This is a genomic window from Halomonas sp. B23F22_10 (assembly GCF_043496975.1).
Taxonomy (GTDB): Bacteria; Pseudomonadota; Gammaproteobacteria; order Pseudomonadales; family Halomonadaceae; genus Halomonas; species Halomonas smyrnensis.
Window position 1 is genome coordinate 399,657 of sequence record NZ_JBIEKF010000004.1, and the last position, 23,151, is coordinate 422,807.

Annotated in this window: 24 protein-coding genes; 15 read left to right on the forward strand and 9 right to left on the reverse strand. The window is 69.4% G+C overall.

Annotation, left to right across the window (positions count from 1 at the left end; translation table 11 throughout):
- The first annotated feature begins 10 nt into the window (after positions 1-10).
- Together ACGTNF_RS11645 and coq7 are read left to right on the forward strand one after the other, a co-directional pair.
- Positions 11-352, forward strand: a complete 342-nt coding sequence (locus tag ACGTNF_RS11645; protein WP_016853699.1) for a histidine triad nucleotide-binding protein — start codon at positions 11-13, stop codon at positions 350-352.
- Positions 353-523: 171 nt separating this feature from the next.
- A complete protein-coding gene (gene coq7, locus ACGTNF_RS11650) occupies positions 524-1,168 on the forward strand; it encodes a 2-polyprenyl-3-methyl-6-methoxy-1,4-benzoquinone monooxygenase (RefSeq protein WP_394601858.1) in 645 nt (214 codons plus the stop codon).
- A 133-nt stretch (positions 1,169-1,301) separates the two neighbouring features.
- Here coq7 and speD read toward each other — a convergent pair whose 3' ends face one another.
- From speD to ACGTNF_RS11670, 4 genes are all read right to left on the reverse strand, one after another.
- A complete protein-coding gene (gene speD, locus ACGTNF_RS11655) occupies positions 1,302-2,096 on the reverse strand; it encodes an adenosylmethionine decarboxylase (RefSeq protein WP_016853701.1) in 795 nt (264 codons plus the stop codon).
- A gap of 159 nt (positions 2,097-2,255) precedes the next feature.
- Positions 2,256-2,675, reverse strand: a complete 420-nt coding sequence (locus ACGTNF_RS11660; protein WP_016853702.1) for an OsmC family protein — start codon at positions 2,673-2,675, stop codon at positions 2,256-2,258.
- Between the two features lie 83 nt (positions 2,676-2,758).
- The gene (gene murU, locus ACGTNF_RS11665) at positions 2,759-3,430 is read right to left on the reverse strand and encodes an N-acetylmuramate alpha-1-phosphate uridylyltransferase MurU (protein ID WP_394601859.1); all 672 of its coding nucleotides are present in this window, start codon (positions 3,428-3,430) and stop codon (positions 2,759-2,761) included.
- On the reverse strand, positions 3,427-4,473 hold the full coding sequence (locus tag ACGTNF_RS11670) for an aminoglycoside phosphotransferase family protein (protein ID WP_394601860.1): 1,047 nt from the start codon (positions 4,471-4,473) through the stop codon (positions 3,427-3,429). The genes murU and ACGTNF_RS11670 overlap by 4 nt, the downstream gene beginning before the upstream one ends.
- A 161-nt stretch (positions 4,474-4,634) precedes the next feature.
- On the opposite strand from ACGTNF_RS11670, the gene ACGTNF_RS11675 reads away from it, so the two are divergent.
- The 8 genes from ACGTNF_RS11675 to ACGTNF_RS11710 all read left to right on the forward strand — a co-directional run bounded on the left by ACGTNF_RS11675 (position 4,635) and on the right by ACGTNF_RS11710 (position 12,485).
- Positions 4,635-7,112: an LPS-assembly protein LptD gene (locus ACGTNF_RS11675; RefSeq protein ID WP_394601861.1), complete on the forward strand. Its 2,478-nt coding sequence runs from the start codon at positions 4,635-4,637 to the stop codon at positions 7,110-7,112.
- 89 nt (positions 7,113-7,201) lie between these two features.
- Complete coding sequence (locus ACGTNF_RS11680; protein ID WP_394601862.1) at positions 7,202-7,840, forward strand: SurA N-terminal domain-containing protein; 639 nt, start codon at positions 7,202-7,204, stop codon at positions 7,838-7,840.
- Entirely contained in the window at positions 7,837-8,892 is a 1,056-nt protein-coding gene (pdxA, locus tag ACGTNF_RS11685) for a 4-hydroxythreonine-4-phosphate dehydrogenase PdxA (RefSeq protein WP_394601863.1), read from the forward strand. The genes ACGTNF_RS11680 and pdxA overlap by 4 nt, the downstream gene beginning before the upstream one ends.
- Before the next feature lie 37 nt (positions 8,893-8,929).
- Positions 8,930-9,742, forward strand: coding sequence for a 16S rRNA (adenine(1518)-N(6)/adenine(1519)-N(6))-dimethyltransferase RsmA (gene rsmA / locus ACGTNF_RS11690; RefSeq protein WP_016853708.1), 813 nt, complete (start codon positions 8,930-8,932; stop codon positions 9,740-9,742).
- Entirely contained in the window at positions 9,739-10,128 is a 390-nt protein-coding gene (apaG, locus tag ACGTNF_RS11695) for a Co2+/Mg2+ efflux facilitator ApaG/CorD (RefSeq protein ID WP_016853709.1), read from the forward strand. Before rsmA ends, apaG begins: the two co-directional genes overlap by 4 nt.
- 57 nt (positions 10,129-10,185) lie before the next feature.
- Complete coding sequence (locus ACGTNF_RS11700; protein ID WP_394601864.1) at positions 10,186-10,992, forward strand: symmetrical bis(5'-nucleosyl)-tetraphosphatase; 807 nt, start codon at positions 10,186-10,188, stop codon at positions 10,990-10,992.
- A 39-nt stretch (positions 10,993-11,031) separates the two neighbouring features.
- Positions 11,032-11,352 (forward strand): thiosulfate sulfurtransferase GlpE, encoded by a 321-nt coding sequence (glpE, locus tag ACGTNF_RS11705; protein WP_394601865.1) that lies wholly within the window; start codon positions 11,032-11,034, stop codon positions 11,350-11,352.
- A gap of 2 nt (positions 11,353-11,354) precedes the next feature.
- Positions 11,355-12,485, forward strand: a complete 1,131-nt coding sequence (locus tag ACGTNF_RS11710; protein ID WP_394601866.1) for a tRNA nucleotidyltransferase/poly(A) polymerase-related protein — start codon at positions 11,355-11,357, stop codon at positions 12,483-12,485.
- A gap of 27 nt (positions 12,486-12,512) precedes the next feature.
- Here the strand turns inward: ACGTNF_RS11710 and folK are convergent, their stop codons facing one another.
- Both folK and folB read right to left on the reverse strand, forming a co-directional pair.
- Positions 12,513-13,031, reverse strand: coding sequence for a 2-amino-4-hydroxy-6-hydroxymethyldihydropteridine diphosphokinase (folK, locus tag ACGTNF_RS11715; protein ID WP_394601867.1), 519 nt, complete (start codon positions 13,029-13,031; stop codon positions 12,513-12,515).
- Positions 13,031-13,393: a dihydroneopterin aldolase gene (gene folB, locus ACGTNF_RS11720; protein ID WP_394601868.1), complete on the reverse strand. Its 363-nt coding sequence runs from the start codon at positions 13,391-13,393 to the stop codon at positions 13,031-13,033. Before folB ends, folK begins: the two co-directional genes overlap by 1 nt.
- Positions 13,394-13,542: 149 nt before the next feature.
- Here folB and plsY point away from each other — a divergent pair, with 149 nt between their 5' ends.
- Positions 13,543-14,130 carry a glycerol-3-phosphate 1-O-acyltransferase PlsY gene (gene plsY / locus ACGTNF_RS11725; protein ID WP_016853715.1) on the forward strand — a complete coding sequence of 196 codons (588 nt, stop codon included), beginning with the start codon at positions 13,543-13,545 and terminating at the stop codon, positions 14,128-14,130.
- 101 nt (positions 14,131-14,231) lie between these two features.
- On the opposite strand, the gene tsaD is transcribed toward plsY, so the two are convergent.
- The gene (gene tsaD, locus ACGTNF_RS11730; RefSeq protein ID WP_394601869.1) at positions 14,232-15,269 is read right to left on the reverse strand and encodes a tRNA (adenosine(37)-N6)-threonylcarbamoyltransferase complex transferase subunit TsaD; all 1,038 of its coding nucleotides are present in this window, start codon (positions 15,267-15,269) and stop codon (positions 14,232-14,234) included.
- Between the two features lie 278 nt (positions 15,270-15,547).
- Between tsaD and rpsU the strand changes: the two genes are divergently transcribed.
- The 3 genes from rpsU (at position 15,548) to rpoD (ending at position 19,808) form a co-directional block, all read left to right on the forward strand.
- Positions 15,548-15,763, forward strand: a complete 216-nt coding sequence (rpsU, locus tag ACGTNF_RS11735) for a 30S ribosomal protein S21 (RefSeq protein WP_013333229.1) — start codon at positions 15,548-15,550, stop codon at positions 15,761-15,763.
- A 130-nt stretch (positions 15,764-15,893) separates the two neighbouring features.
- A complete protein-coding gene (dnaG, locus tag ACGTNF_RS11740; protein ID WP_394601870.1) occupies positions 15,894-17,732 on the forward strand; it encodes a DNA primase in 1,839 nt (612 codons plus the stop codon).
- Between the two features lie 234 nt (positions 17,733-17,966).
- Entirely contained in the window at positions 17,967-19,808 is a 1,842-nt protein-coding gene (rpoD, locus tag ACGTNF_RS11745; protein ID WP_026068275.1) for an RNA polymerase sigma factor RpoD, read from the forward strand.
- A 130-nt stretch (positions 19,809-19,938) separates the two neighbouring features.
- On the opposite strand, the gene ACGTNF_RS11750 is transcribed toward rpoD, so the two are convergent.
- Together ACGTNF_RS11750 and ACGTNF_RS11755 are read right to left on the reverse strand one after the other, a co-directional pair.
- Positions 19,939-20,580, reverse strand: a complete 642-nt coding sequence (locus ACGTNF_RS11750) for a hypothetical protein (RefSeq protein WP_394601871.1) — start codon at positions 20,578-20,580, stop codon at positions 19,939-19,941.
- A gap of 48 nt (positions 20,581-20,628) precedes the next feature.
- The gene (locus ACGTNF_RS11755; protein WP_394601872.1) at positions 20,629-21,585 is read right to left on the reverse strand and encodes a LysR substrate-binding domain-containing protein; all 957 of its coding nucleotides are present in this window, start codon (positions 21,583-21,585) and stop codon (positions 20,629-20,631) included.
- A 159-nt stretch (positions 21,586-21,744) separates the two neighbouring features.
- Between ACGTNF_RS11755 and ACGTNF_RS11760 the strand changes: the two genes are divergently transcribed.
- On the forward strand, positions 21,745-23,124 hold the full coding sequence (locus ACGTNF_RS11760) for an L-serine ammonia-lyase (protein WP_394601873.1): 1,380 nt from the start codon (positions 21,745-21,747) through the stop codon (positions 23,122-23,124).
- Positions 23,125-23,151: the final 27 nt, after the last annotated feature.

A 23,151-nucleotide genomic window follows, 5' to 3' on the forward strand; every position in this document is an offset into this window, starting at 1 on the left:
GGAGCCCGCCATGGACTGCCTGTTCTGCAAGATCATCAATCGCGAGATTCCCGCCGACATCGTCTATGAAGACGACGAGGTGCTGGCCTTCAACGACATCGACCCCAAGGCGCCGACGCATCAGCTGATCGTGCCCAAGCGCCACATCGCCACCCTCAACGACATCGAGGAAGACGATCTGGCGCTGGTGGGGCGGCTGCAGTTCACCGCCGCCAAGCTGGCCAGGCAGGCCGGCTTCGACGAGGACGGCTATCGGGTGGTGATGAACTGCAATGAACAGGGCGGCCAGACCGTCTATCATATTCACATGCACCTGATGGGCGGTCGACGCTTTACCTGGCCGGCTGGGTAGTCGGCGCGCGGCGCCTGCCGCGGCTTGCGGTGTTCGACGCATCAGGTGCAGCTCGCCTCGCTCAATACCGTTTCCTCACGACGCCGCCCGCGGGCGGCGTCGTCGCGTTCGGGGAACTGCCGCCCCGGGGCGACTCGGTTACAATGGGCCATCATCGATTCAGGGGGTGTCATGAACCGTCAGTATTCCCGTGCCGATCAACTGGTGCGCCAGGGCGATGCCGTGCTGCGCACCCTGCTGCCGGGCGCCGCCCAGCCCTCGCGCCCGTCGCCCGCCACCCCGGAGGTGCGCGACGATGCCATGGACGAGGCGGAACGCCGCCACGCCGAGGGCCTGATGCGCATCAACCATACCGGCGAGGTGTGCGCCCAGGCGCTCTACCAGGGCCAGGGCCTGACCGCCAAGCTGCCCGAGATCCGCGAGCAGATGGAGGAGGCCGCCCAGGAGGAGATCGATCACCTGGCCTGGTGCCAGTCGCGCCTCGACGAGCTCGACGGCCACCCCAGCCGCCTCAATCCGCTGTTCTATGCCGCCTCGTTCGGCATGGGCGCGCTGGCCGGGGCGATCGGTGACCGCATCAGCCTCGGTTTCGTGGCCGCCACCGAGGAGCAGGTGGGGCGCCATCTCGACGCCCATATGGACGAGCTGCCGGGCGGCGATCATCGCTCCCGGGCGGTGCTGCGCCAGATGGCCATCGACGAGGCCCATCACGCCGAGCAGGCGCTGGCGGCCGGCGGAGCCCGCTTCCCGGGGCCGGTCAAGGCCGGCATGACGCTGATGTCCAAGGTGATGACCCGGTCGGTTTATAAGCTTTAAGCGCCGAGCTACAAGCGCCGAGCTACAAGAAAACCCCGAAGGCTTCCACCTTCGGGGTTTTCTTTTGCGGCGGACGATTTCACGCTCCTGGCTTGCAGCTTGCAGCTTGCAGCTTGCAGCTTGCAGCGGCGGGTCAGTCCATGTTGCGCGAGTAGAAGATCTCCAGCATCTCCTTGCGCAGGCGGCCCTCGATGTCGCGGGCCTCCTCGAAGCTGACGTCGCGGCGGGTGATGCCGAACAGGTAGTTGTCCAGCTCGAAGTCCTTGAGCAGCATCTTGGTGTGGAACATGTTCTCCTGATACACGTTCACGTCCACCATCTGGTAGGCCTGCTTGGTGTCGTCGGCCAGATAGTCCTGGATCGAGGTGATGTCGTGGTCGATGAACAGCTTCTTGCCGTCCACGTCGCGGGTGAAGCCGCGGACCCGGTAATCCATGGTCACGATGTCGGAATCGAAGCTGTGGATCAGGTAGTTGAGCGCCTTCAGCGGGCTGATATGACCGCAGGTGGAGACGTCGATGTCCAGGCGGAAGGTGCTGATGCCGTTGTCCGGATGCGACTCGGGATAGCTGTGCACCGTGACGTGGCTCTTGTCGAGGTGCGCCACCACGGTCTCCGGCAGCGGGCCCGGGCCGGGCTCCAGCTGCTCGGGGGCGGCCTCTTCCAGCTCGTGCTCGGCGATCAGGATGGTCACGCTGGCCCCGTGTGGCTCGTAGTCCTGGCGCGAGATATTGAGCACGTGGGCGCCGATGATGTTGGTGACATCCTTGAGGATCTGGGTCAGGCGCTCGGCGTTGTAGAGTTCATCGATGTAGTCGATGTAGGCCTTTCGCTGATCCTCTGTCTTCGCGTAACAGATGTCATAGATGTTGAAGCTCAGGGAGCTGGTCAGGTTGTTGAACCCGTGGAGTCGGAGATTGTCGGTCACGTCCGCGCCTCCCAAAAGTGGCAGATGTTGTCATCCCGACGGACGGCGCCGGAACCCCTGGCAATCGAGCGCCGTATTATGCACAGCCCACCGTGGCGGCGCACCCGCCGCCACGGTTTTTTTCCTCGCCGCACGGGCGACTCATGAGTGAGGGATCGCTCACTCCTCGACGATGGTGAAGGAGTGGGTCACCTCCACGCCGCCCTTGGCCAGCATGATCGAGGCGCTGCAGTACTTGTCGGCGGAGAGCTCGACGGCGCGCTTGACCTGCTTCTCCTTGAGCCCCTGGCCGCTCACCGTGAAGTGGATGTGGATCTTGGTGAAGACGCTGGGCACGCTGTCGGCGCGTTCGGCCTCGATGCTGGCCACGCAGTCGGCGACCGGGGCCCGGGACTTCTCGAGGATCTCCAGCACGTCGAAGGAGGTGCAGGCGCCCATGCCCATCAGCAGCATTTCCATCGGGCGCGGGCCGGTGTTGCGGCCGCCGTGGTCGGGCGGGCCGTCGATGACCACGCTGTGGCCGCTGCCGGCCTCGGCAACGAACTGGCGGCCGTCTGTCCATTTGACGCTGGCTTTCATGTGCGGTGTTTCCTTGGTCCAGTGAGAGATGGGAGCAGTAAGAGAGTGGAGTGGCGCCAGCTTAGCAGCTGGCACCGCCCGGCTCAGCCCGAGCGAGCGCGCAGGGCCCGATCCAGGCCCTCGAGGCGGGCCGGGGTGCCGACATCGACCCAGGCGCCGCGATGATGATGGCCGGCGACCCGGCCGTCCGCCATGGCCTCGCGCAGCAGCGGGGCCAGGGCGAAGGCGCCGTCGTCGTGGTCGGCGACCAGCGCCGGGTCGATCAGCGCCAGGCCGGCGTAGGTCAGCCGCGGCTCGCCCTCGGGATGCACTCGACCGGCGGCGTCGAGGTGGAAGTCGCCGGTGGGATGATGATCGGGGTTGTCCACCAGCACCAGGCGCGCCAGGTCGTCGCCGAGCGGTGGCAGCGCGTCGGGGGCCACATCGCACCAGACGTCGCCGTTGACCAGCCAGAACGGCGCCTCGCCCAGCAGCGGCAGGGCGCGGCGGATGCCGCCGCCGGTCTCCAGCGGGGCCTCCTCGCGGCTCCAGGCGATGGTCACGCCGAACTCGCGGCCGTCGCCCAGCGCCTCGATGATCTGCTCGGCCCGGTAGCTGACGTTGATCACCACCTCGCGGATGCCGGCCGCGGCCAGGCGCTCGAGGTGGTGAACGATCAGCGGCTTGCCGGCCACCGGCAGCAGCGGCTTGGGGCAATGGTCGGTGAGCGGGCGCATGCGCGTGCCGAGCCCGGCGGCCAGGATCATCGCCCTCATGCCGCGCCCTCCCGGTCGATGCCGGCCTCGTCCAGCTTCGCCGCCATGGCGGGGCGGAAGACGTCGGCGAGCCAGGCCTTGACGGCGTCGTGGCCGTCGAGCTCGGCCAGGGCGTCCTCGAGATGGGCGAGGAAGTGGGGCAGGCGGGTGAGATAGCCGTCGCGATGGTCGCGCAGGGTCAGGCGGCAGAAGATGCCCAGCACCTTGAGCGCACGCTGGGCGGCCATGGCGGCCACCCGGGCGTGGAAGTCGGCCGGCTCGACCTCGGCGCCGAGGCGGCCGTCGGCGATGGCCCGAGCGCGGAAGGCCTCGATCCACTCGGCGCGCCGCGCGGCGTCGAAGCGGCAGTAGCGCCCGTGCAGCAGCGAGATCAGGTCGTAGCCGATGGGGCCCGCCACGGCGTCCTGGAAGTCGATCAGGTAGAGCCCCTCGTCGACCACCATCAGGTTCATGGCGTCGTAGTCGCGATGCACGGTGACCACGGGCTGGTCCAGCGCGGAGGCGATCAGCGCGTCGCGCAGGGCGTCCCAGCCGGGCGGCGGGGCGACGTCGAGCCAGCGCGACAGGCACCACTCGGGGAAGAGGTCGAGCTCGCGGCCGAGCAGGGCGGCGTCGTAGGCCGGCAGCGCGTCCGGGGCGGCACGGTTCTGAAGCTCATGGATGAGCGCCAGGGCGCGCTCGTGCCAGGCCAGGGTGGCCGGCGCGTTCTCGCCGTCGAAGCGGGTCTGCAGCGGCGTGTCGCCGAGATCGTCGAGCTCCAGGAAGCCGGCATCGAGGTCCACGGCATGCAGGTGCGGCACCGGGAGGCCGGCGGCTTCCCAGGCCCGATCGATGGCCACGAAGGGCGCGCTGTCCTCGCGGTCCGGCGGCGCGTCCATCAGCATGCGCGTGGTGCCGTCGGGCAGGGTCAGCCGATAGTAGCGGCGAAAGCTGGCGTCGCCGGCGGCCAGACGCAGGTCCAGGGCCTGGGGGTCGAGTCCATGGCGCTGCGCGATCCAGCGGCGCAGCGGCGTCTGGCGGGCGAGGGCATCGGCCTCTGGCATCTTCACCTCTCGATGTCCGGTGGCGGGGCGTCGGTTGACGGCCCGGAAGCGTCGCCGCATGCTGAGGCCCGACAGCGTCGGCGTGACAGGGACTCGTCGGCGGGACAGGTCGCATGGGGCCTGTATAATACCGATTCACTCCGCCAAGGACATCGTGGAACATGGCCAATCGACCCTCCCGGACGGCCCTGGCAGGTCTGGCGACCTCGAGCCTGATCATTGCCGTCCCCGTGCTGGCGGCGCCCCCCGAGCCGCTGCCCGCCGATCAACTGGACTGGCAGCCCTGGGGCGCCGACCGGCCGGCCGACGCCGTGTGCCGCGGGCGCTACGTGATGCCCGATTATCGCCTCGCGCCGCCGCCCGAGGGGCAGGTCTCCAGCGAGGCCGACAGCGGCGAATACGGCGCCGAGGGCGAGACCCGGCTCAGCGGCGAGGTGGTGCTGCGCCGCGGCGATACCCAGCTCGAGGCGCCGCGGGTCAATCTGCCGGCGTCCCGCGACCGGGTGCAGGCCGAAGGCCCGGTGGCGCTGCGCGACCGGAACCTGCTGGTGCGCGGCGACGCCGCCGAATTCTCGCTGGAAAGCGATGCGGCGAGTATCGATACCGCCCACTACGTGGCCCACGAACAGCGCCTGCGCGGCGATGCGGTGCGTCTGGCGCGGCTCGAGGACGGCCGCTACCGGCTGCGCGAGGCCAGCTTCACCACCTGCGAGCCCGGCAACGAGCTGTGGCGCCTGGTCGGCAACGACATCCTGCTGGACCGCGAGAGCGGCTTCGGCACCGCCAAGCACGCCCGCCTCGAGGTCGGTCATGTGCCGGTGTTCTACTGGCCCTGGGTGCGCTTCCCCATCGATGACCGCCGCCAGACCGGCTTCCTGTGGCCGACGATCGGTGCGACCGGCAGCGGGCTCGACTATTCCCAGCCCTTCTATTGGAACATCGCCCCCGATCAGGACGCGACCATCACCCCGCGCTGGATCAGCGATCGCGGCCTGCTGATGGGCGGTCAGTATCGCTATCTCTTCCCGTCCGACGCCGGCACCATCGAGGGTGCCTATATCGCCGACGACCAGAGTGCCGGCGACGAGGCCTCGGGCTATTCGGACCTCGAGAACGGCGACGAACGCTGGTACCTGGACTTCCGCCATGCCGGCCGTTTCGATGAGCGCACCGACTATCGGCTGCGCTACGGCGCGGCCAGTGACGGCGCCTACTTCGACGACTTCGGCCGCGACTTCGCCGAGCAGGACACCGATCACATGTCGCGGCTGGCCCAGCTCGACTATCGTGGCGACGTCTGGCAGCTGCAGGCCAAGGCCCAGGGCTACCAGAAGCTCGACGACCCGCTGGATCAGGACGACAAGCCCTTCTATCGCCTGCCGAGCCTCGATGCCCAGGCGAGCTGGTCCCAGGACGGCGGCTTCTATCAGGAGTGGAGCTCCAACCTGACCTACTTCTGGCGCGACGTGGATACGGACGACGACGGCGGGTATGACTTCAAGGACGGTCGTCGGCAGATCCCGGAACGCGAGGCGGCCAACGGCACCCGGCTCAGGCTGGACCCTGCCGTGGGCTGGCGCTTCGACCAGAGCTGGGGCTACCTCGAGCCCCGCGTCGAGCTGGCCCACCGCTCCTACGACCTGGACTACGACAATCGCGAGACCGATCGCGGCGACACGCCGTCGCTGACCGTGCCGGTGACCTCCGTCGACGGCGGCCTGGTGTTCGAGCGCGACCTGAGCCTCGGCGGCGGCGACTACCGCCAGACCCTGGAGCCGCGGCTCAACTACGCCTACGTGCCGGCCGAGGACCAGACCGACTTCCCGGATTTTGACACCGGCGAGCGCAACTTCTCCTGGAACCAGCTGTGGTCGCCGGACCGCTTCTCCGGCGGCGACCGGGTGGGCGATCTCAATCGCCTGTCCTACGGCGTCGAGAGCCGCCTGCTGGAAGACGAGAGCGGCCGCGAGCGGCTGTCGCTGGGCCTCGGCCAGGCGTTCTACTTCGAGGATCGCCACATCGACATGGACGGCGATCCCGATACCCTGCCGTCGGACGAGGATTCCTACGAGTACTACGCCGCCACCCGCGACCGCTCGCCGCTGGTCACGCGCCTGAACTGGCGGCTGAGCGACGAGTGGAGCACGCGCTGGCAGTGGCTCTACGACGATCACCGCTCGCGCACCGAGAGCGCGAGCTGGGATCTGCAGTACCGCTCCGACGCCGGTCACGTGCTCAACCTCGGCTATCGCTGGCAGATCGAGGGCTTCGACGTGTCCGAGGACGACGCCGAAGACAGGCTCGGCTACAACCGCGAGGAGTTCGATGTCTCCGGGGCGCTCAAGATCGGGCCGCAGTTCGACCTGATCGGCCGCTACGTCTACGACAATACCAACGATCGCAGCCTCGAGCAGATGGCGGGTGTGCAGTGGAACGACTGCTGCTATGGTCTGCAGCTGGTGTGGCGCGAGTGGATCGACGACGAGGACACCGCGAACCGCATCGACGACGACACCACCGATCGCGGGTTCTTCCTGCGCTTCGTGTTCAAGGGCCTTGGCGGCGTCGGCGGCGAGGCGGCGAGCTACTTCGACGGCGCCGTGCCGGGCTATCGCGGCACCGACTTCAGCGTGCGTTGAGCCGCGGCGACATCCCTGTCCGACGCTCCGTCGCGGCCGCTCGCCGGCCGCGACGAGACATTCGATATTGAACGAGAGGAAACACCGACATGCGCAGCCGACACTTCGCCACCCTGCTGCTGGCCCTGACGCTGGGGGCCGCGCCCCTGACCGGGCTGGCCCAGGCGCGTGAGCCCCTGGACCGTATCGTGGCGGTGGTCAACGACGGCGCCATCATGGCCTCGCAGCTCGAGGATCGCTTCGTCCAGACCAAGCGCCAGCTGAATACCCAGGGCGTCGACCTGCCGCCGGACCGGGTGCTGCGCCAGCAGATCCTCGACCGCCTGGTGGTCGAGGAGATCCAGCTGCAGATGGCCCGCGAGGCCAATCTCAGCGTCGACGACACCGAGCTCAATCGTCAGGTGCGCGCCATCGCCCAGAGCAACAACATGACGCTGGACCAGTTCGCCGATGCCCTGGAGGCCGACGGCCTGTCGCTCGGCGTGGTGCGCGACCAGGTCCGCCGCGAGCTGCTGATGCGCGAGCTCCAGCAGCGCCGCGTCGGCGGCCGGGTCAGCCTCTCCGAGCGCGAGGTCGACCGCTTCATCGAACAGCAGGGCGGCAACATGAGCCGCGACCAGGCGCGCCAGGCGCTGTTCCAGCGCAAGGCCAACGACGAGATGGAAGACTGGGTCCAGGAGATCCGCAGCGGCGCCTTCGTCGACGAGCGCCTCGAGCCGAACGCATGAGCGACGCGCCCGTCATCGCCCTGACCACCGGCGAGCCGGCCGGCATCGGCCCCGAGCTCGCGGTGATGCTGGCGACCGACGGCGCCACCGGCGCGGCCCCGGGGCAGCGCCGGGTGGCGGTGGGCGACCCCGGACTGCTCGCCGAACGGGCCGAGGCCCTGGGGCGGGCGCTCGAGATCGTCGAGCTGGCACCGGGTGAGCCGGTGCCCGAGACCCGGCCCGGGCGCTTGCCCGTGTGGCCGGTGGCGCTCGCCGCCCCCAGCCGGCCCGGGGGGCTCGACGTGCGCAACGGTGGCTACGTGCTCGAGACCCTGGATCGCGCCGTCGCCGGCTGCCGGGCGGGCGAGGCGGCGGGGATCGTCACCGCGCCGTTGCACAAGGCGGTGATCCGCGAGGCCGGCCACGCCGACTTCACCGGCCACACCGAATACCTGCGCGACGCCTGCGGCGTCGACGAGGTGGTGATGATGCTCGCCACCGACCGCGCCCTGCACGCCGCCGGCGCCGACTGGCAGGGCCCGCGGGCGCTGCGCGTGGCGCTCGCCACCACCCACCTGCCGCTGCGCGAGGTGAGCGACGCGGTGACGCCCGAGCGGCTGACGCGCATCCTGCGCCTCCTCGACGCCGACCTGCGCCGCTGGTTCGGCCTGGCCGCGCCGCGCATCGCCGTCTGCGGCCTCAATCCCCACGCCGGGGAGGGCGGCCACCTCGGCCGCGAGGAGCTCGAGGTGATCGCGCCGACGCTCGAGGCGCTGCGTCGCGAGGGCCTGGCCCTTGACGGGCCGCTGCCGGCGGATACCCTGTTCACCCCGCGCCACCTGGCCGAGGCCGACGCCGTGCTGGCGATGTATCATGACCAGGGCCTGCCGGTGCTCAAGTATGCCGGCTTCGGCCGCGCCGCCAACATCACCCTGGGCCTGCCGCTGGTGCGCACCTCGGTGGACCACGGCACCGCCCTCGACCTGGCCGGCAGCGGCCGCGCCGATCCCGGCAGCCTGGCGGTGGCCGAGGCGCTGGCCGCCGACATGGCCCGCCGCGCCGCTCGTGACTGAGCGCGGCATCCCCGATTCGAACAGAAGGACAGACCGCATGGCATCCCGCCCCCAGGGTCATCGCGCCCGCAAGCGCTTCGGCCAGAACTTCCTGCGCGACCCCGGCATCATCTCGCGGCTGGTACGCGCCATCGGCGCCCGCCCCGGCGAGCGACTGGTGGAGATCGGTCCCGGTCAGGGCGCCCTGACCGAGCCGCTGCTGGACGCGGCGGGTGGCCATCTCGAGGTCATCGAGCTCGACCGCGACCTGATTCCCGGGCTGCGCGTGCAGTTCTTCGACCAGCCGGGCTTCGTGATCCACGAGGGCGACGCGCTCAAGTTCGACTTCCGCGAGCTGCGCGGCGAGGGCCCGGCGCTGCGGGTGGTGGGCAACCTGCCCTACAACATCTCCACGCCGCTGATCTCCCATCTGCTTCAGGCCGGCGACGCCGTGGCCGACATGCACTTCATGCTGCAGAAGGAGGTCGTCGACCGCCTGGCGGCGCCGCCCGGCGGCGGCGATCGCGGTCGCCTCTCGGTGCTGGCCCAGTACTACTGCACGGTCGAGTCGCTGTTCATCGTGCCGCCGGAGTCCTTCGTGCCGCGGCCCAAGGTGGACTCGGCCATCGTGCGCCTGACGCCCCGCGCCGAGCGGCCGGACGTCGCCCGCGACGAGACGCTGCTGTTCGAGGTGGTGCGCGAGGCCTTCGCCCAGCGCCGCAAGACGCTGCGCAACAACCTCAAGGGGCGGATCGACGCCGCGGCCCTCGAGGCGCTCGGCATCGAGCCGAGCCGGCGCCCCCAGACCCTGAGCGTGGCGGAGTTCGTGCGCATCGCCAATCACCTGGCCGAGGAGGGCGGCAGCGCATGACGGCAACGGCCCTGGGCGACGAGATCCGCGTGGACGTGGAGCCGGCCTTCCAGGCGGACGAGTCCGCCCCCGAGGAAGAGCGCTTCGTGTTCAGCTATACCATCACCGTGCACAACCACTCCGGCCACAGCATGCAGCTCCTGGCGCGCCACTGGAAGATCACCCAGAGCAGCGGCGAGACCCAGGAGGTGCGCGGCAAGGGCGTGGTTGGCCAGCAGCCGCTGATCGGCCCCGGCCAGACCTTCCGCTACACCAGCCGGGCGATCCTCGATGGCCCGGTGGGCGTGATGGAAGGCGCCTTCACCTGCGTCGACACCGCCACCCAGCGCCCCTTCGAGGTGGCCGTCGCCCCCTTCCGGCTGGCCGGCCCCAACCAGGTGCACTGAAGCGCTCGGCGAGCGCCGATTCACCCCGATGTTTCAACGAGACCGCGAGGACGCGCCATGACCACCTACGCCGTCGGCGATCTCCAGGGCTGTCACGAGGAATTCGTGGCCCTGCTCGAGCGCCTCGACTTCGATCCGCGCCGCGACCGGCTGTGGCTGGCCGGTGATCTGGTCAACCGCGGCCGCGGCTCGCTGGCCTGTCTGCGCGAGGTCATGGCCCTGGGCGACGCCGCCCGGGTGGTGCTCGGCAATCACGACCTGCACCTGCTGGCGGTGGCCCGCGGCGGCGCACGGATCAAGCGCAAGGACACTCTCGACGCCATCCTCGCCGCGCCGGATCGCGAGGGCGTGCTCGACTGGCTGCAGAGTTGTCCGCTGGTGGTGCGCGACGGCGAGACCCTGATGAGCCACGCCGGCCTGCCGCCCCAGTGGGCGCTGGAGCGGGCCGAACCGCTGGCCGCCGAGGTGGCCGAGCGGCTCGGCGGCGAGCGTGCCGGCGCCTTCCTCGAGCAGATGTACGGCAATGAGCCGGCTCGCTGGCGTGACGACCTGGACGGCCTCGATCGGCTGCGGGCGATCGTCAACACCTTCACCCGCATGCGTTTCATCGCCGCCGACGGCAGCCTGGACTTCAGTGCCAAGGAAGGGCTCGACAGCGCGCCGCCGGGCTTCGCGCCCTGGTTCCAGTATCCCCGCGACGACGATCCGCGGCTGCTGTTCGGCCACTGGGCGGCGCTCGAGGGCGAGACCCCGGGCAGCCGGGTGCGGGCCGAGGCGCTGGATACCGGCTGCGTCTGGGGCGGGGCGCTGACCGCCCTCGACCTCGAAAGCGGCGAGCGCATCAGCGTGCCCAGCCGCCACTGAACCTAGCCCTTCCTTCCTCTTTCGTTCCCTGGAGATCCGATGAGCTTCCAGCACCTGGACATTCCGACCCTGGCCGAGTGGCTCGACGCCGGCTCGCCGCTGACCCTGGTGGATATCCGCGACCCGGCGAGCTTCGCCGCTGGCCATATCCCCGGCTGCCGCCACCTGGACAACGACAGCGTCACGGCCCTGCTGGCCGAGGCGCCCCGCGAGACGCCACTGGTGGTGGTCTGCTACCACGGCCACTCCAGTCAGCAGGCCGCGGTTTGGCTGGCCGGCCAGGGCTTCGAGACGGTCTACAGCCTCGACGGCGGCTTCACCGACTGGCAGCACCGCCTGCCCGAGCGGGTGGAGGCCTGAGCATGGCGACCCTCGATGGCCTGACCGTCTATCGGGTCGGCGGCGCCGTGCGCGACGCCCGGCTGGGCTGGCCGGTCACCGACGTCGACTGGGTGGTGGTCGGTGCCACGCCCGAGGCCATGACCCGGCGCGGCTTCCGCGCCGTGGGTCGCGACTTCCCGGTGTTCCTGCATCCGAAGACCCACGAAGAGTTCGCCCTGGCGCGCACCGAGCGCAAGGCCGGCCACGGCTACACCGGCTTCGAGGTGCACGCCAGCCCCGAGGTCAGCCTGGAGCAGGACCTGGTGCGCCGCGACCTGACCATCAACGCCATGGCCGAGACCCCCGAGGGCGAACTGGTCGACCCCTACGGCGGGCTTCACGATCTCGAGGCCCGGGTGCTGCGCCACGTCTCGCCGGCCTTCGTCGAGGACCCGCTGCGGGTGCTGCGCACGGCGCGTTTCCTGGCCCGCTATGCCGGGCTCGGCTTCGTGATCGCCCCGGCCACCCGCGAGCTGATGCGCCGGCTGGCGGAGAGCGGGGAGCTCGGCCACCTGGTGGCCGAGCGCGTCTGGGCCGAGACCGAGAAGGCGCTGGGCGAGCCCTGGCCGGACGTCTACTTCCAGGCCTTGCACGACTGCGGCGCCCTGGCGGCGCTGATGCCGGAGCTGGCGGCGGACGCCGCGGCGCTGGACGAGGCGCTGGGGCGGCTGGCGCGGCTGCCCGAGGACATCGCCGACGAGGAGGCGCCGCACTGGCGCTGGGCGCGGCTGGTCGAGCATCTCGAGGCCGAGGCCCGCGAGCGCCTGGCCGAGCGCCTGAAGCTGCCCCGGGCGCCGCGCCGGCTGGGCGATCAGGCGGCGGCGACTCGAGCGCTGGTCGCCGAGGCGCGGGCGGGCGAACTGGACGGGGCGCGGGTGATGGCCTGGCTCGATGGCATCAATGCCTGGCGCCAGGGCGAGCGGGTGGCCTCGCTGATCAGCCTGGTGAGCATGGAAGACGCGCGCCTGGCCGAGGACCTGGCCGTGGCCTGGCGCCTGGCGGGGCAGATCCTGCCCCGCGGGCTCGTCGAGGAAGGCTATCAGGGCCGCGAGCTGGGCGAGGAGCTGGCCCGGCGGCGCCGGGCCGCCATCGATGAGGTGCTGGCGGGCTGAGGCCCGGATGTCCCGGGCCGGCGCGGCTCAGGCGTCGAGCGGCAGGGACTTCCCGCGCCACGGGAAGTCGGCCGGCCACAGGGCCTGGTCGTCGGCCTCGAAGGCCGCCCACAGCTCGGCGTAGCGCCGGCCGTCCTCGGGGTGGCGGGCGTCGGGCAGCAGCTCCGCCAGCGGCTTCAGCACGAAGGCGTGATGACGGATCTCGGCCCGCGGCAGCGCGACGCCGTCGTGCTCGCCGGTCAGTTCGCCGACGGTGAGCAGGTCGACGTCCAGGGTGCGGGGGCTGAACTTGGGGCTGTCGGCGCGGCGGCCGTTGGCGAACTCGAGCCGCTTGCACCAGGCCTGAAGCTCGCCCACCGACCAGTCGCTGTCGAAGGCCGCCACCAGGTTGTAGAAGTTGCGGCCGTCCTCGAAGCCCACCGGTTCGCTCTCGTAGACCCGCGACAGGCGCAGGCCGTCGAAGCATTCGGCCAGGGCGTCGAGGCAGGCGGTCAGGTGCGTCTCGCGCTCGATGTTGCTGCCGATGCTGACGGTGACCAGGGGCATCAGGTCGCGCTCCGCTCGCCGCGCTCGATGCGCACGCCGACCGCCTTGGCGGCCGGCACCGCGCCCGGCTTGCGCAGGGTCAGGCGGACCCAGGCGATGCCGTACTCCTGACGCAGGGCGTCGACCAGGCGCTCGGCGAAGGTTTCCACCAGCTCGAAGCTGTGTTCGGCGCCGAAGCGGGCGATGCGTTCGCTTATGGCGGCATAGTCGAGGGTCCGGGCGATATCGTCATCGGCCGCCGCGGGGCGGATGTCGGTGGCCAGCTCCAGATCCAGAACCAGGGTCTGGGTGAGGGTGCGCTCCCAGTCGTAGACGCCGATGACGGTGTCGACCTCCAGCGCTTCGATCAGTACGAGATCCATCTTGGGCTCTCCGAGCCGTGGCAAGGGGGGCGGCAGTGCCGGATTGGGCGGCGATTGTACGCGAGGCGACCGGTCGGCGACAGCGCCGACGCTGTTCCTGCGGCATCGAGGCTGGCAGAATCGGGGCACTTTCCGCTTGAGGGTCGGCCGTGCTGAGCCAACTCGAACTCGTGCTGCCGCTGATGGCGCTGGGCTATCTCAGTGGCACCTGGCTGGGGGCGATCACGGTGTGTCGCCTGGCCGGCCGCGGGGACCCGCGCCTGGCCGGCTCCGGCAACCCCGGTTTCTCCAACGTGCTGCGCCTGCACGGGCCGCGGCTGGCCCTGGCCACGCTGCTGGTCGATGCGGTCAAGGGCATGCCGGTGCTGTGGCTGGCCATGCTGCTGGCGCTGCCGCCCTGGGGCCAGGGGCTGGTCGGACTCGGCGTGCTGCTCGGCCACAGCTATCCGGCCTGGTATCGCTTCCGCGGCGGCAAGGCGGTGGCCAGCGCCTTCGGCGTGATGCTGGTGCTGACCCCCTGGGTGGCGCTGTGCTGCGCGACCCTGTGGTGCCTGCTGGCCTGGCGGGTGCGCACCGCGGCGGTGGCGTCGCTGGCCAGCGCCGCGCTGGCCCCGCTGGCCGCGATCTGGCTGGCGCCCGACTACGTGCCGGTGGTGATCGGCTTCACGCTGCTGGTGCTGGGGCGTCATGCGCTGAATATCCGCCAGCTGGGGCGGGGCGACGAGCCAGGGTTGTAAGTCGTCAGCGCGAAGAGCGGCGCTTCGCGCCTGGACGCTGGAAGAAAACCGCCCCCAGGCGCTGGCCATGGGGGCGGTTTTCGTTGGGCGGTTCCCGGTCGTCAGCCTCCGGCCGGCGGCTCGAGCCCGTCCATCGGCCAGCGCGGCACGGCCTGCATCCGGCCGACCTCGTCGCGTTCTCCCGCCAGCAGTCGCTGCGCTCCCACATAGGCGATCATCGCCCCGTTGTCGGTGCAGAAGCGCCCGCGCGGATAGAAGACCTCGGCGCTGCGCTTGGCGGCCTCGAGGCCGAGGCGCTCGCGCAGGCGGGCGTTGGCGCTGACGCCGCCGGCCACCACCAGCCGCTTGAGGCCGGTCTGGTCGAGGGCGCGACGGCACTTGATCACCAGGGTGTCGACCACGGCCTCCTCGAAGGCGCGGGCCACGTCGGCGCGGGCGGCGTCATCGAGCTCGCCGTCGGCCTCGAGCCTGCGGATCGCGGTCAGGGTGTGGGTCTTGAGCCCGGAGAAGCTGAAGTTCAGCCCCGGGCGGTCGGTCATCGGCCGCGGGAAGCGAAAGCGCGACGGATCGCCGGTCTCGGCCAGGCGCGCCACGGCGGGGCCGCCGGGGTAGTCCAGGCCAAGCATCTTGGCGGCCTTGTCGAAGGCCTCGCCGGCGGCGTCGTCCACCGATTCGCCGAGCAGGCGATAGCGGCCGAGGCCCTCGACCTCGACCAGCTGGGTGTGGCCGCCGGAGACCAGCAGCGCCACGAAGGGGAAGGCGGGCGGGGCATCCTCGAGCATCGGCGCCAGCAGATGGCCCTCCATGTGGTGCACGCCGAGCACCGGGATGTCGAGCGCCCGGGCCATGCCGTGGGCGGTGCTGGCGCCGACCATCAGCGCGCCCACCAGGCCGGGCCCGGCGGTGTAGGCGATGGCGTCCAGTTCGCCGCGGCTCACGCCGGCCTCATCGAGTACGGTCTGGATCAGCGGCAGCAGGCGGCGGGTGTGGTCGCGGCTGGCCAGCTCCGGCACCACGCCGCCGTATTCGGCGTGCATGGCGATCTGGCTGTGGAGGGCGTCGGCCGCGAGGCCACGCTCGGTGTCATAGAGGGCGACGCCGGTCTCGTCGCAGGAGGTCTCGATGCCCAGTACACGCATGGTCATGGCTCGGTACAGCGGAAAGGGCGCCATTCTACGCCTTTTGGTCGTTCCGCGGCAGGGGCGGAGCGCGAAACGGTTTGCATGGCCGTGGTACGACGACTAGAATACTGTGCGCTGCAAGACTGGGTCGTGCGCCCAGGGGCAGGCTCCCTGTTTCTCCCTTCCATCGTTTCGGCCCGCCTCGCGTGGTCGTCGGCGTCAGCGGGACATGGCGAGCGTCCCTGAAGGCGTGCGTTCAAACCGAACTCAAGTTTTTCAAGGTAGGTGAGTGCTTAATGCCTTCTGTTAAAGTACGCGATAACGAGCCGTTTGACGTCGCACTGCGTCGCTTCAAGCGTTCCTGTGAAAAAGCCGGTGTTCTGTCCGAGGTTCGCCGCCGCGAGCAGTACGAGAAGCCGACCGCAGAGCGCAAGCGCAAGGCGGCTGCCGCCGTCAAGCGTCACGCCAAGAAGCTTCAGCGTGAGCGCAAGCGTTTCGAACGGCTCTATTGATCCGTACTTGGGCCGGTCCGCTGGCTAGCGGATCGGCTCGGGAGGAGCGCCAAGCGGCCGCCGTTCGGTGGCCGCTTGTTTTTTCGCCCGTTCTCAGGGGCCTGGCTTTCAAACCCGACTGGATTGCCTGATGGCCGGTCAGATCCCGCAGCGTTTCATCGATGACCTGCTGGCTCGCGTCGACGTGGTCGAGGTGGTCGGCGAGCGGGTCAAGCTCAAGAAGGCCGGACGCAATCATTCCGGTCTCTGTCCCTTCCACCAGGAAAAGTCGCCGTCCTTTACCGTCAGCGCCGACAAGCAGTTCTATCACTGCTTCGGCTGCGGTGCCCACGGTAACGCGCTGCGCTTCCTGATGGAGTACGACAACCTGCGCTTCCCCGAGGCGGTGGAGCATCTCGCCGCCCGGCTGGGGCTCGAGGTGCCGCGCGAGGGCGCCGACGATCCGCGGGCCCGGGCGCGCGAGCGCAAGCGCAAGGAAGGCGTCAACCTGCTCGAGCTCTCGGCGAGCTTCTTCCGCGAGCGCCTGAAGATGCCTGAAGGGCAGGGCGCGCGGGAGTACATCGAGCGGCGCGGGCTGTCGCCGGAAGTCGTGCGCGACTTCGGCATCGGCTATGCCCCGGGCGGCTGGGAGTCGCTCAAGCGGCATCTCGGCGAGCAGGGCGTCGCCGAGCCGGTGCAGATCGAATACGGCCTGCTGGTGCACCGCGAGGACAGCGGGCGCACCTATGATCGCTTCCGCGATCGGGTGATGTTTCCGATCCGCGATATTCGCGGACGCACCATCGCCTTCGGCGGACGGGTGCTGGGCGATGCCAAGCCCAAGTACCTTAACTCCCCGGAGACGCCGGTCTTTCACAAGGGGCGCGAGCTGTACGGCCTCTACGAGGCGCGTCAGGCCAATCCGCGCCTCGAGCGACTGGTGATCGTCGAGGGCTACATGGACGTGGTGGCGCTGGCCCAGTTCGGCATCCGCAATGCGGTGGCCACCCTGGGCACGGCCACCACCGAGGATCATCTCGGACGGCTGTTCCGCATGGTCGACGAGGTGGTGTTCTGCTTCGACGGCGACCGCGCCGGGCGCCAGGCGGCGACCCGGGCGCTGGAAACGGTGCTGCCGCAGATGATCGACGGCCGCCAGGCGCGCTTCCTGTTCCTGCCCGACGGCGAGGATCCGGATACCCTGGTGCGCCGCGAGGGGCCCGAGGCCTTCGAGGATCGCGTCACCTGTGCCAGTCCGCTGTCGGAGTTCCTCTTCGAGCAGGCCGCCGAAGGGCGCGACCTGGAGCGGCTGGAGGAGCGCGAGCGCTTCGCCAGCCGGGTGCTGGGCGCCATCGGCCGGCTGCCCGCCGGGGTGATGAAGTCGCTGCTGCTGACGGAACTCTCGCGTCGTACCGGCGTCGACCAGTCGAGCTTCGAATCGCTGATGTCCCGCGACGAGGCCGTGGTCGACGAGGCGCCGCCCGCGGAAGTGCCGCCGGAGTGGGCGGACTCGGCGCCGCCCCAGGGTGAGGCGCCGGGGCGCGGTCGATCGGCCGCCGGCGCTCAGGCGTCGCTGGGCCAGATGGCCCGGGCGCTGCAGCTGCTGGTGCACGAGCCGACGCTGGTCGAGCGGCTGCCCGAGGATGACGACTGGTGCGACCAGAACGATCCGGACGCCGGGCTGTGCCGCGAGGTGGTGCGCCTGCTTCGGGCCGGCGGCTACCGCAGTGCCCAGGTGCTGCTGGCGCACTTCCACGGCACGCCGGAGGGCGAGCGCCTGGCGGGCCTGGCGCGCAAGCCGCTGGAGATGCCGCGCGGAGTGCGTGGCACCGAGCTGGATAACTGGGTGGCCTACTTTCAGCGCCATCGGCAGCGGCAGTCGCCGCAGCAGGAGTACGACGCCCTGCTGGCGCGGGAGCGCGCCGGGGAGCGGCTGTCCAAGGAGGAGCGCCAGCGGCTGATGGTGCTGCTGACCGAGCTGAAGGGATGAGGGTTCGCGGTGCGTCGCCAACTGGCGCCGGCCTTGAAATCCCGCCTACCATCACCATATAGATAGCGTCCCCTGAGCGGAACGCAACCAGACACGCTAACACACCTGAATGACCGCGCAAATACGCCGAACTGGCAAAACGGCGGTCTTACCCGCTATACTGTTCGGCTTATCGAGTTTTCTCCGCTTCAGTGCTTCAGGTGCTTCATTCTTCTTCGTCGAGATAGGGTTTCTATGGCTGGAAATGCGCAGCAGCAGTCACGTCTGAAGGAGTTGATCGCGCGCGGCAAGGAACAGGGCTTCCTGACCTATGCCGAGGTCAACGACCATCTTCCCGAGGATATCGCCGACCCCGATCAGGTGGAAGACATCATCGGCATGATCAACGACATGGGTATCAATGTCGTCGAGGAAGCGCCTGATGAAGATACCCTGATGATGGCCGATCACTCCACCGATGAATCGGCTGCCGAGGAGGCCGTGGCGGCCCTGGCGGCGGTGGAGAGCGACGTGGGCCGCACCACCGACCCGGTGCGCATGTACATGCGCGAGATGGGCACGGTCGAGCTGCTGACCCGCGAAGGCGAGATCGAGATCGCCAAGCGCATCGAGGAAGGCACCCGCGAGGTGATGTCGGCCCTGGCCTATCTGCCGGGCGCCGTGGACTCCATCCTCGAGGCCTACGATGCCACCCAGGACGAGGAGGCCCCGGGCCGCCTGTCCGACCTGTTTTCCGGCTTCATCGACCCCGACGAGGGGATCCCCGGCGTCGCCGAGGCGGACGTGCCCGAAGAGCCGGTCGTCGCCGAGGGCGAGGCCAGCGAGGATGACGAGGACGCCGAGGACGAGGACGACAGCGGCGGCGGCCCGGACCCGGAAGAGGCCCGTGCCCGCTTCGAGCAGATCCGCGAGCAGAACGAGTCGGCGCGTCAGGCCATCGACGCCAACGGTCGTGCCTCCGCCCAGGCCCAGGCCGAGCTGGCGCGTCTCGCCGAGCTGTTCTCGCCGATCAAGCTGGTGCCCAAGCACTTCGAGCGTCTGGTCGGTCAGGTGCGCATCAGCGTCGAGCAGATCCGGGCCCAGGAAAAGGCCGTGATGCAGCTGTGCGTCAAGAAGGCCAAGGTGCCGCGCAAGACCTTCATCAAGGCCTTCCCCGGCAACGAGTCGCGCCAGGACTGGCTCGACGACTTCATGGCCGAGCAGACCAAGTACGCCGACAAGCTCGCCGTCTTCAAGGGTGACATCCAGCGCTCCCAGCGCAAGATCGCCTTCGAGGAGGAGATGATCCAGCTGCCGGTGACCGACATCAAGGAGGTCAACCGCCGGCTCTCCATCGGCGAGGCCAAGGCCCGTCGCGCCAAGAAGGAGATGGTCGAGGCCAACCTGCGTCTGGTCATCTCGATCGCCAAGAAGTACACCAACCGCGGCCTGCAGTTCCTGGACCTGATCCAGGAAGGCAACATCGGCCTGATGAAGGCGGTGGACAAGTTCGAGTACCGTCGCGGCTACAAGTTCTCGACCTATGCCACCTGGTGGATCCGTCAGGCGATCACGCGCTCCATCGCCGACCAGGCGCGCACCATCCGTATCCCGGTGCACATGATCGAGACGATCAACAAGCTCAACCGCGTCTCCCGCCAGATGCTGCAGGAGATGGGTCGCGAGCCGACCCCGGAAGAGCTGGGCGAGCGCCTCGAGATGCCGGAAGACAAGGTGCGCAAGGTGCTGAAGATCGCCAAGGAGCCGATCTCCATGGAGACGCCCATCGGTGACGACGACGATTCGCACCTGGGCGACTTCATCGAGGACGGCACCATGGTGCTGCCGATCGACTCGGCCACCGGCGAAGGCCTGATCGAGGCCACCCGCAACGTGCTCGGCGGACTGACCGCCCGCGAGGCGAAGGTGCTGCGCATGCGCTTCGGCATCGACATGAACACCGACCACACCCTGGAGGAGGTCGGCAAGCAGTTCGACGTGACCCGTGAGCGGATCCGTCAGATCGAGGCCAAGGCGCTGCGTAAGCTGCGTCATCCGTCCCGCTCCGAGCCGCTGCGCTCCTTCCTCGACGAGTGATCGTCGACCGGGTCGGCCGTGCGCCGGCCCCGGCATGGCTTGCTTGAAATGCCCCGCCTGAAACGACGACGCCCGCGGCCATGGCCGCGGGCGTCGTCGTTTGGGTTGCCGGTCGGGCCCGGCCCGAGCCTTATCCTCGACCCTGCTGCCGCCAGCGGCGTGCCAGCAGCAGCAGCTCGATCATGGCGATGCACAGCAGGGTGTAGCCGAACAGCTCGGTGACCTCCTCGGCGGCGTCCTTGAACACGCGGATGTACTGCTCGCCGAGGACGGCCTCCCACATCTCGCCGCGCCCGTAGAGGCGCGAGAACACGTAGGTGCCGATGAAGCCCGCGGCGAACAGGCCGCCGGAGAAGGTCGTGGCATAGCGCTCGAGCTCGGCGGCGAAGGCGCGGCCGTTGCGGATCACCACGAACAGGATCGGCAGCACCAGCAGGCTCACCAGGATCTGCCAGGCGCCGTCGAAGACGAACTCGTCGAGCCAGGCATCCTGCTCGCGGATCAGCGAGGCGCCGAGCAGGCCGATGACCAGCAGGGTGAGGTGGGGCAGGCGGTCGTCCAGGCGGCGGGCGACGATCGCCAGGATCGTGCCGGCGAGCAGCAGCAGCGACTGCAGCGACTCGGTGAGGCCGATTTCGGAGAAGCGTACGTCGGGCATGTACGTGGCTTCGAGGAGCACGGCCTGCATCAGGGCGGCCACCAGCAGCATGTAGGCGAAGCCGCGCAGGCAAAGGTGTCGGAAGCCGATTCGGTCGGCGGAATGTTCGGGCATGGATGGGGCTTCTATCGGCAGAGATGTTAAGGCGGCTAATTATACGTCTCAAGATGGGGCGTTGTCTGCCACCACCGGATGCCGTGAGGGATGCTGTCGCCGCGCTTCCTCCAGCAGCCAGTCGTGGACCGCGCAGATCCGCCGGTCGTCCAGCGAGCCCGCGGCGTGCACGATGCCGTAGTGCATGCCGGTGGCGACGCGCTGTTCGAAGGGCGCCACCAGGGCGCCGGTGTCCAGCTCGCTGGTGATCAGCGTCTGGCGCGCGATGGCCACGCCCATGCCGGCCAGCGCGGCCTCCATGGTCAGGTGGTTGCGGTTGAAAGTGTAGCCGCGTCGAACGTTGATGTAGGGCGCTTCGGTGGCCTGCAGATAGTGTTCCCATTCGCCATAGTCGTGGCTGCCGCGCCAGGCGGTGACGTCGTGCAGCAGCGGATACCAGGCCAGGTCCTCGGGGCGGCGCAGCGGCGGCCGGCCGCGCATCAGCGAGGGCGCGCAGACCGGGAAGATGGTCTCCTCCATCAGCGGCGTGATCGACATGCCGGGGTAGTGGCCGTCGTTGAGATCCAGCGCCAGGTCGAACTCGCCTTCGCGCAGCGAGATGTTGCTGTCCTCGGAGAGGATGTGCAGTTCGATGTCGGGAAAGCGTGCCTGCAGGCGGGGCAGGCGCGGCATCAGCCACTTGTTGAGGAAGGAGGGCACCACGCGCATGCGGATGATGCCGCTCATCACGCCGCTGCGCAGCCGCTTTACCTCCAGGCCCACCGCCTGATAGGCCTCGTCGACCACCGAGGCCAGCCGCCGGCCCTCTTCGGTCAGCGCCAGGCGACGCGGCAGGCGTCGGAACAGCTTGAACCCGAGGCGCTCCTCGAGCTGCTTGATCTGCTGGCTGACGGCGCCGGTGGTGACGTGCAGCTCCTCCGCCGCGCGGGTGAAGGAGAGGTGGCGCGCGCTGACCGCGAAGACCTTCAGCCAGGCATGGGTCTGGGCGTTGAGGAGTCGGCTCATGGTTTAGTCATTCTATATCGTGGGCGAGATATTCTGGATTGTCGTCATGCCCCAGTGCGGACAACATTAAGGTCCAAGGCAAGCCAAGGCCACCAGGCTTTAGTGTAACTGACAACAAGACGGCGTCGGAACGATCCGGCCCCGCCCGAGGTTCTCCCCATGTCCATCAGCGTCTTCGACTTGTTCAAGATCGGCATCGGCCCTTCCAGCTCCCATACCGTCGGCCCGATGCGCGCAGCCTATGACTTCGTTCAGGAACTGCGTCGCCAGGACCTGCTGGAGCGCGTGGCGCGGGTCGAGGTGCATCTCCACGGGTCGCTGTCGTCCACCGGTCAGGGTCATGGCACCGACCAGGCGACCATCATGGGCCTGATGGGCGAGCGCCCCGAGTCGATCAACCCGGACATCGTCACGCCCTGCATCGAGGAGCTGCTGGAGTCCCAGACCCTGCTGCTCGACGGCCATCTGGCGATTCCCTTCCTGTGGGCGCGTGACCTGCAGTGGCACGACGAGAGCCTGCCCTATCACCCCAACGCCATGACCCTGGTGGCCCACGGCCATTCCCAGGAGCTGTACCGCAACATCTACTACTCCGTGGGCGGCGGCTTCGTGGTCGACGAGGCCCAGGCGGCCAGCGGCGAGCTGGACAGCGATACCACCGCGCTGCCCTACGACTTCAACTCCGCCGGCGAGCTTTTGGCGCTGTGTCGCCTGCATGGCCTGCGCATCAGCGAGCTGATGCTGGAGAACGAGAAGGCCTGGCGCAGCGAGGCCGAGATCCGCGCCGGGCTGTGGCGCATCTGGGAGGCCATGCAGGACTGCGTGCAGAAGGGCTTCGAGGGCGAGGGCGTGCTGCCCGGCGGCCTCAACGTCAAGCGCCGCGCCGGCACCCTGCATCGCCGCCTCGAGGCCATGGAAGACGACGGCAGCCTGATCGCCTCGACCTTCTCCGCCATGGACTGGGTCAACGTCTTCGCCCTGGCGGTCAACGAGGAAAACGCGGCCGGCGGGCGCATGGTCACCGCGCCGACCAACGGCGCGGCCGGCATCATCCCCGCGGTGCTGCACTACTACATGAAGTTCCAGGCCAGCGCCGACGAGCGCTGCGTGGTCGACTTCCTGCTGACCGCCGGAGCCGTGGGCATCCTGTGCAAGAAGAACGCCTCCATCTCCGGCGCCGAGGTTGGCTGCCAGGGCGAAGTGGGCTCGGCCTGCGCCATGGCCGCCGCCGGCCTCACCGAGGTGCTGGGCGGCACCCCGGGGCAGGTGGAGAACGCCGCCGAGATCGGCCTGGAGCACAACCTGGGCCTGACCTGCGATCCGGTCGGCGGCCTGGTCCAGGTGCCCTGCATCGAGCGCAACGCCATCGCCTCGGTGAAGGCGATCAACGCCACCCAGATGGCCCTGCGCGGCGACGGCGAACACTTCATCTCGCTGGACAAGGCGATCCGCACCATGCGCGATACCGGCGCCGATATGCAGGAGAAGTACAAGGAAACCTCCAAGGGCGGCCTGGCGGTCAACGCCATCGAATGCTGAACCCGTCTCTTTGTCGGGCGGCGGGTG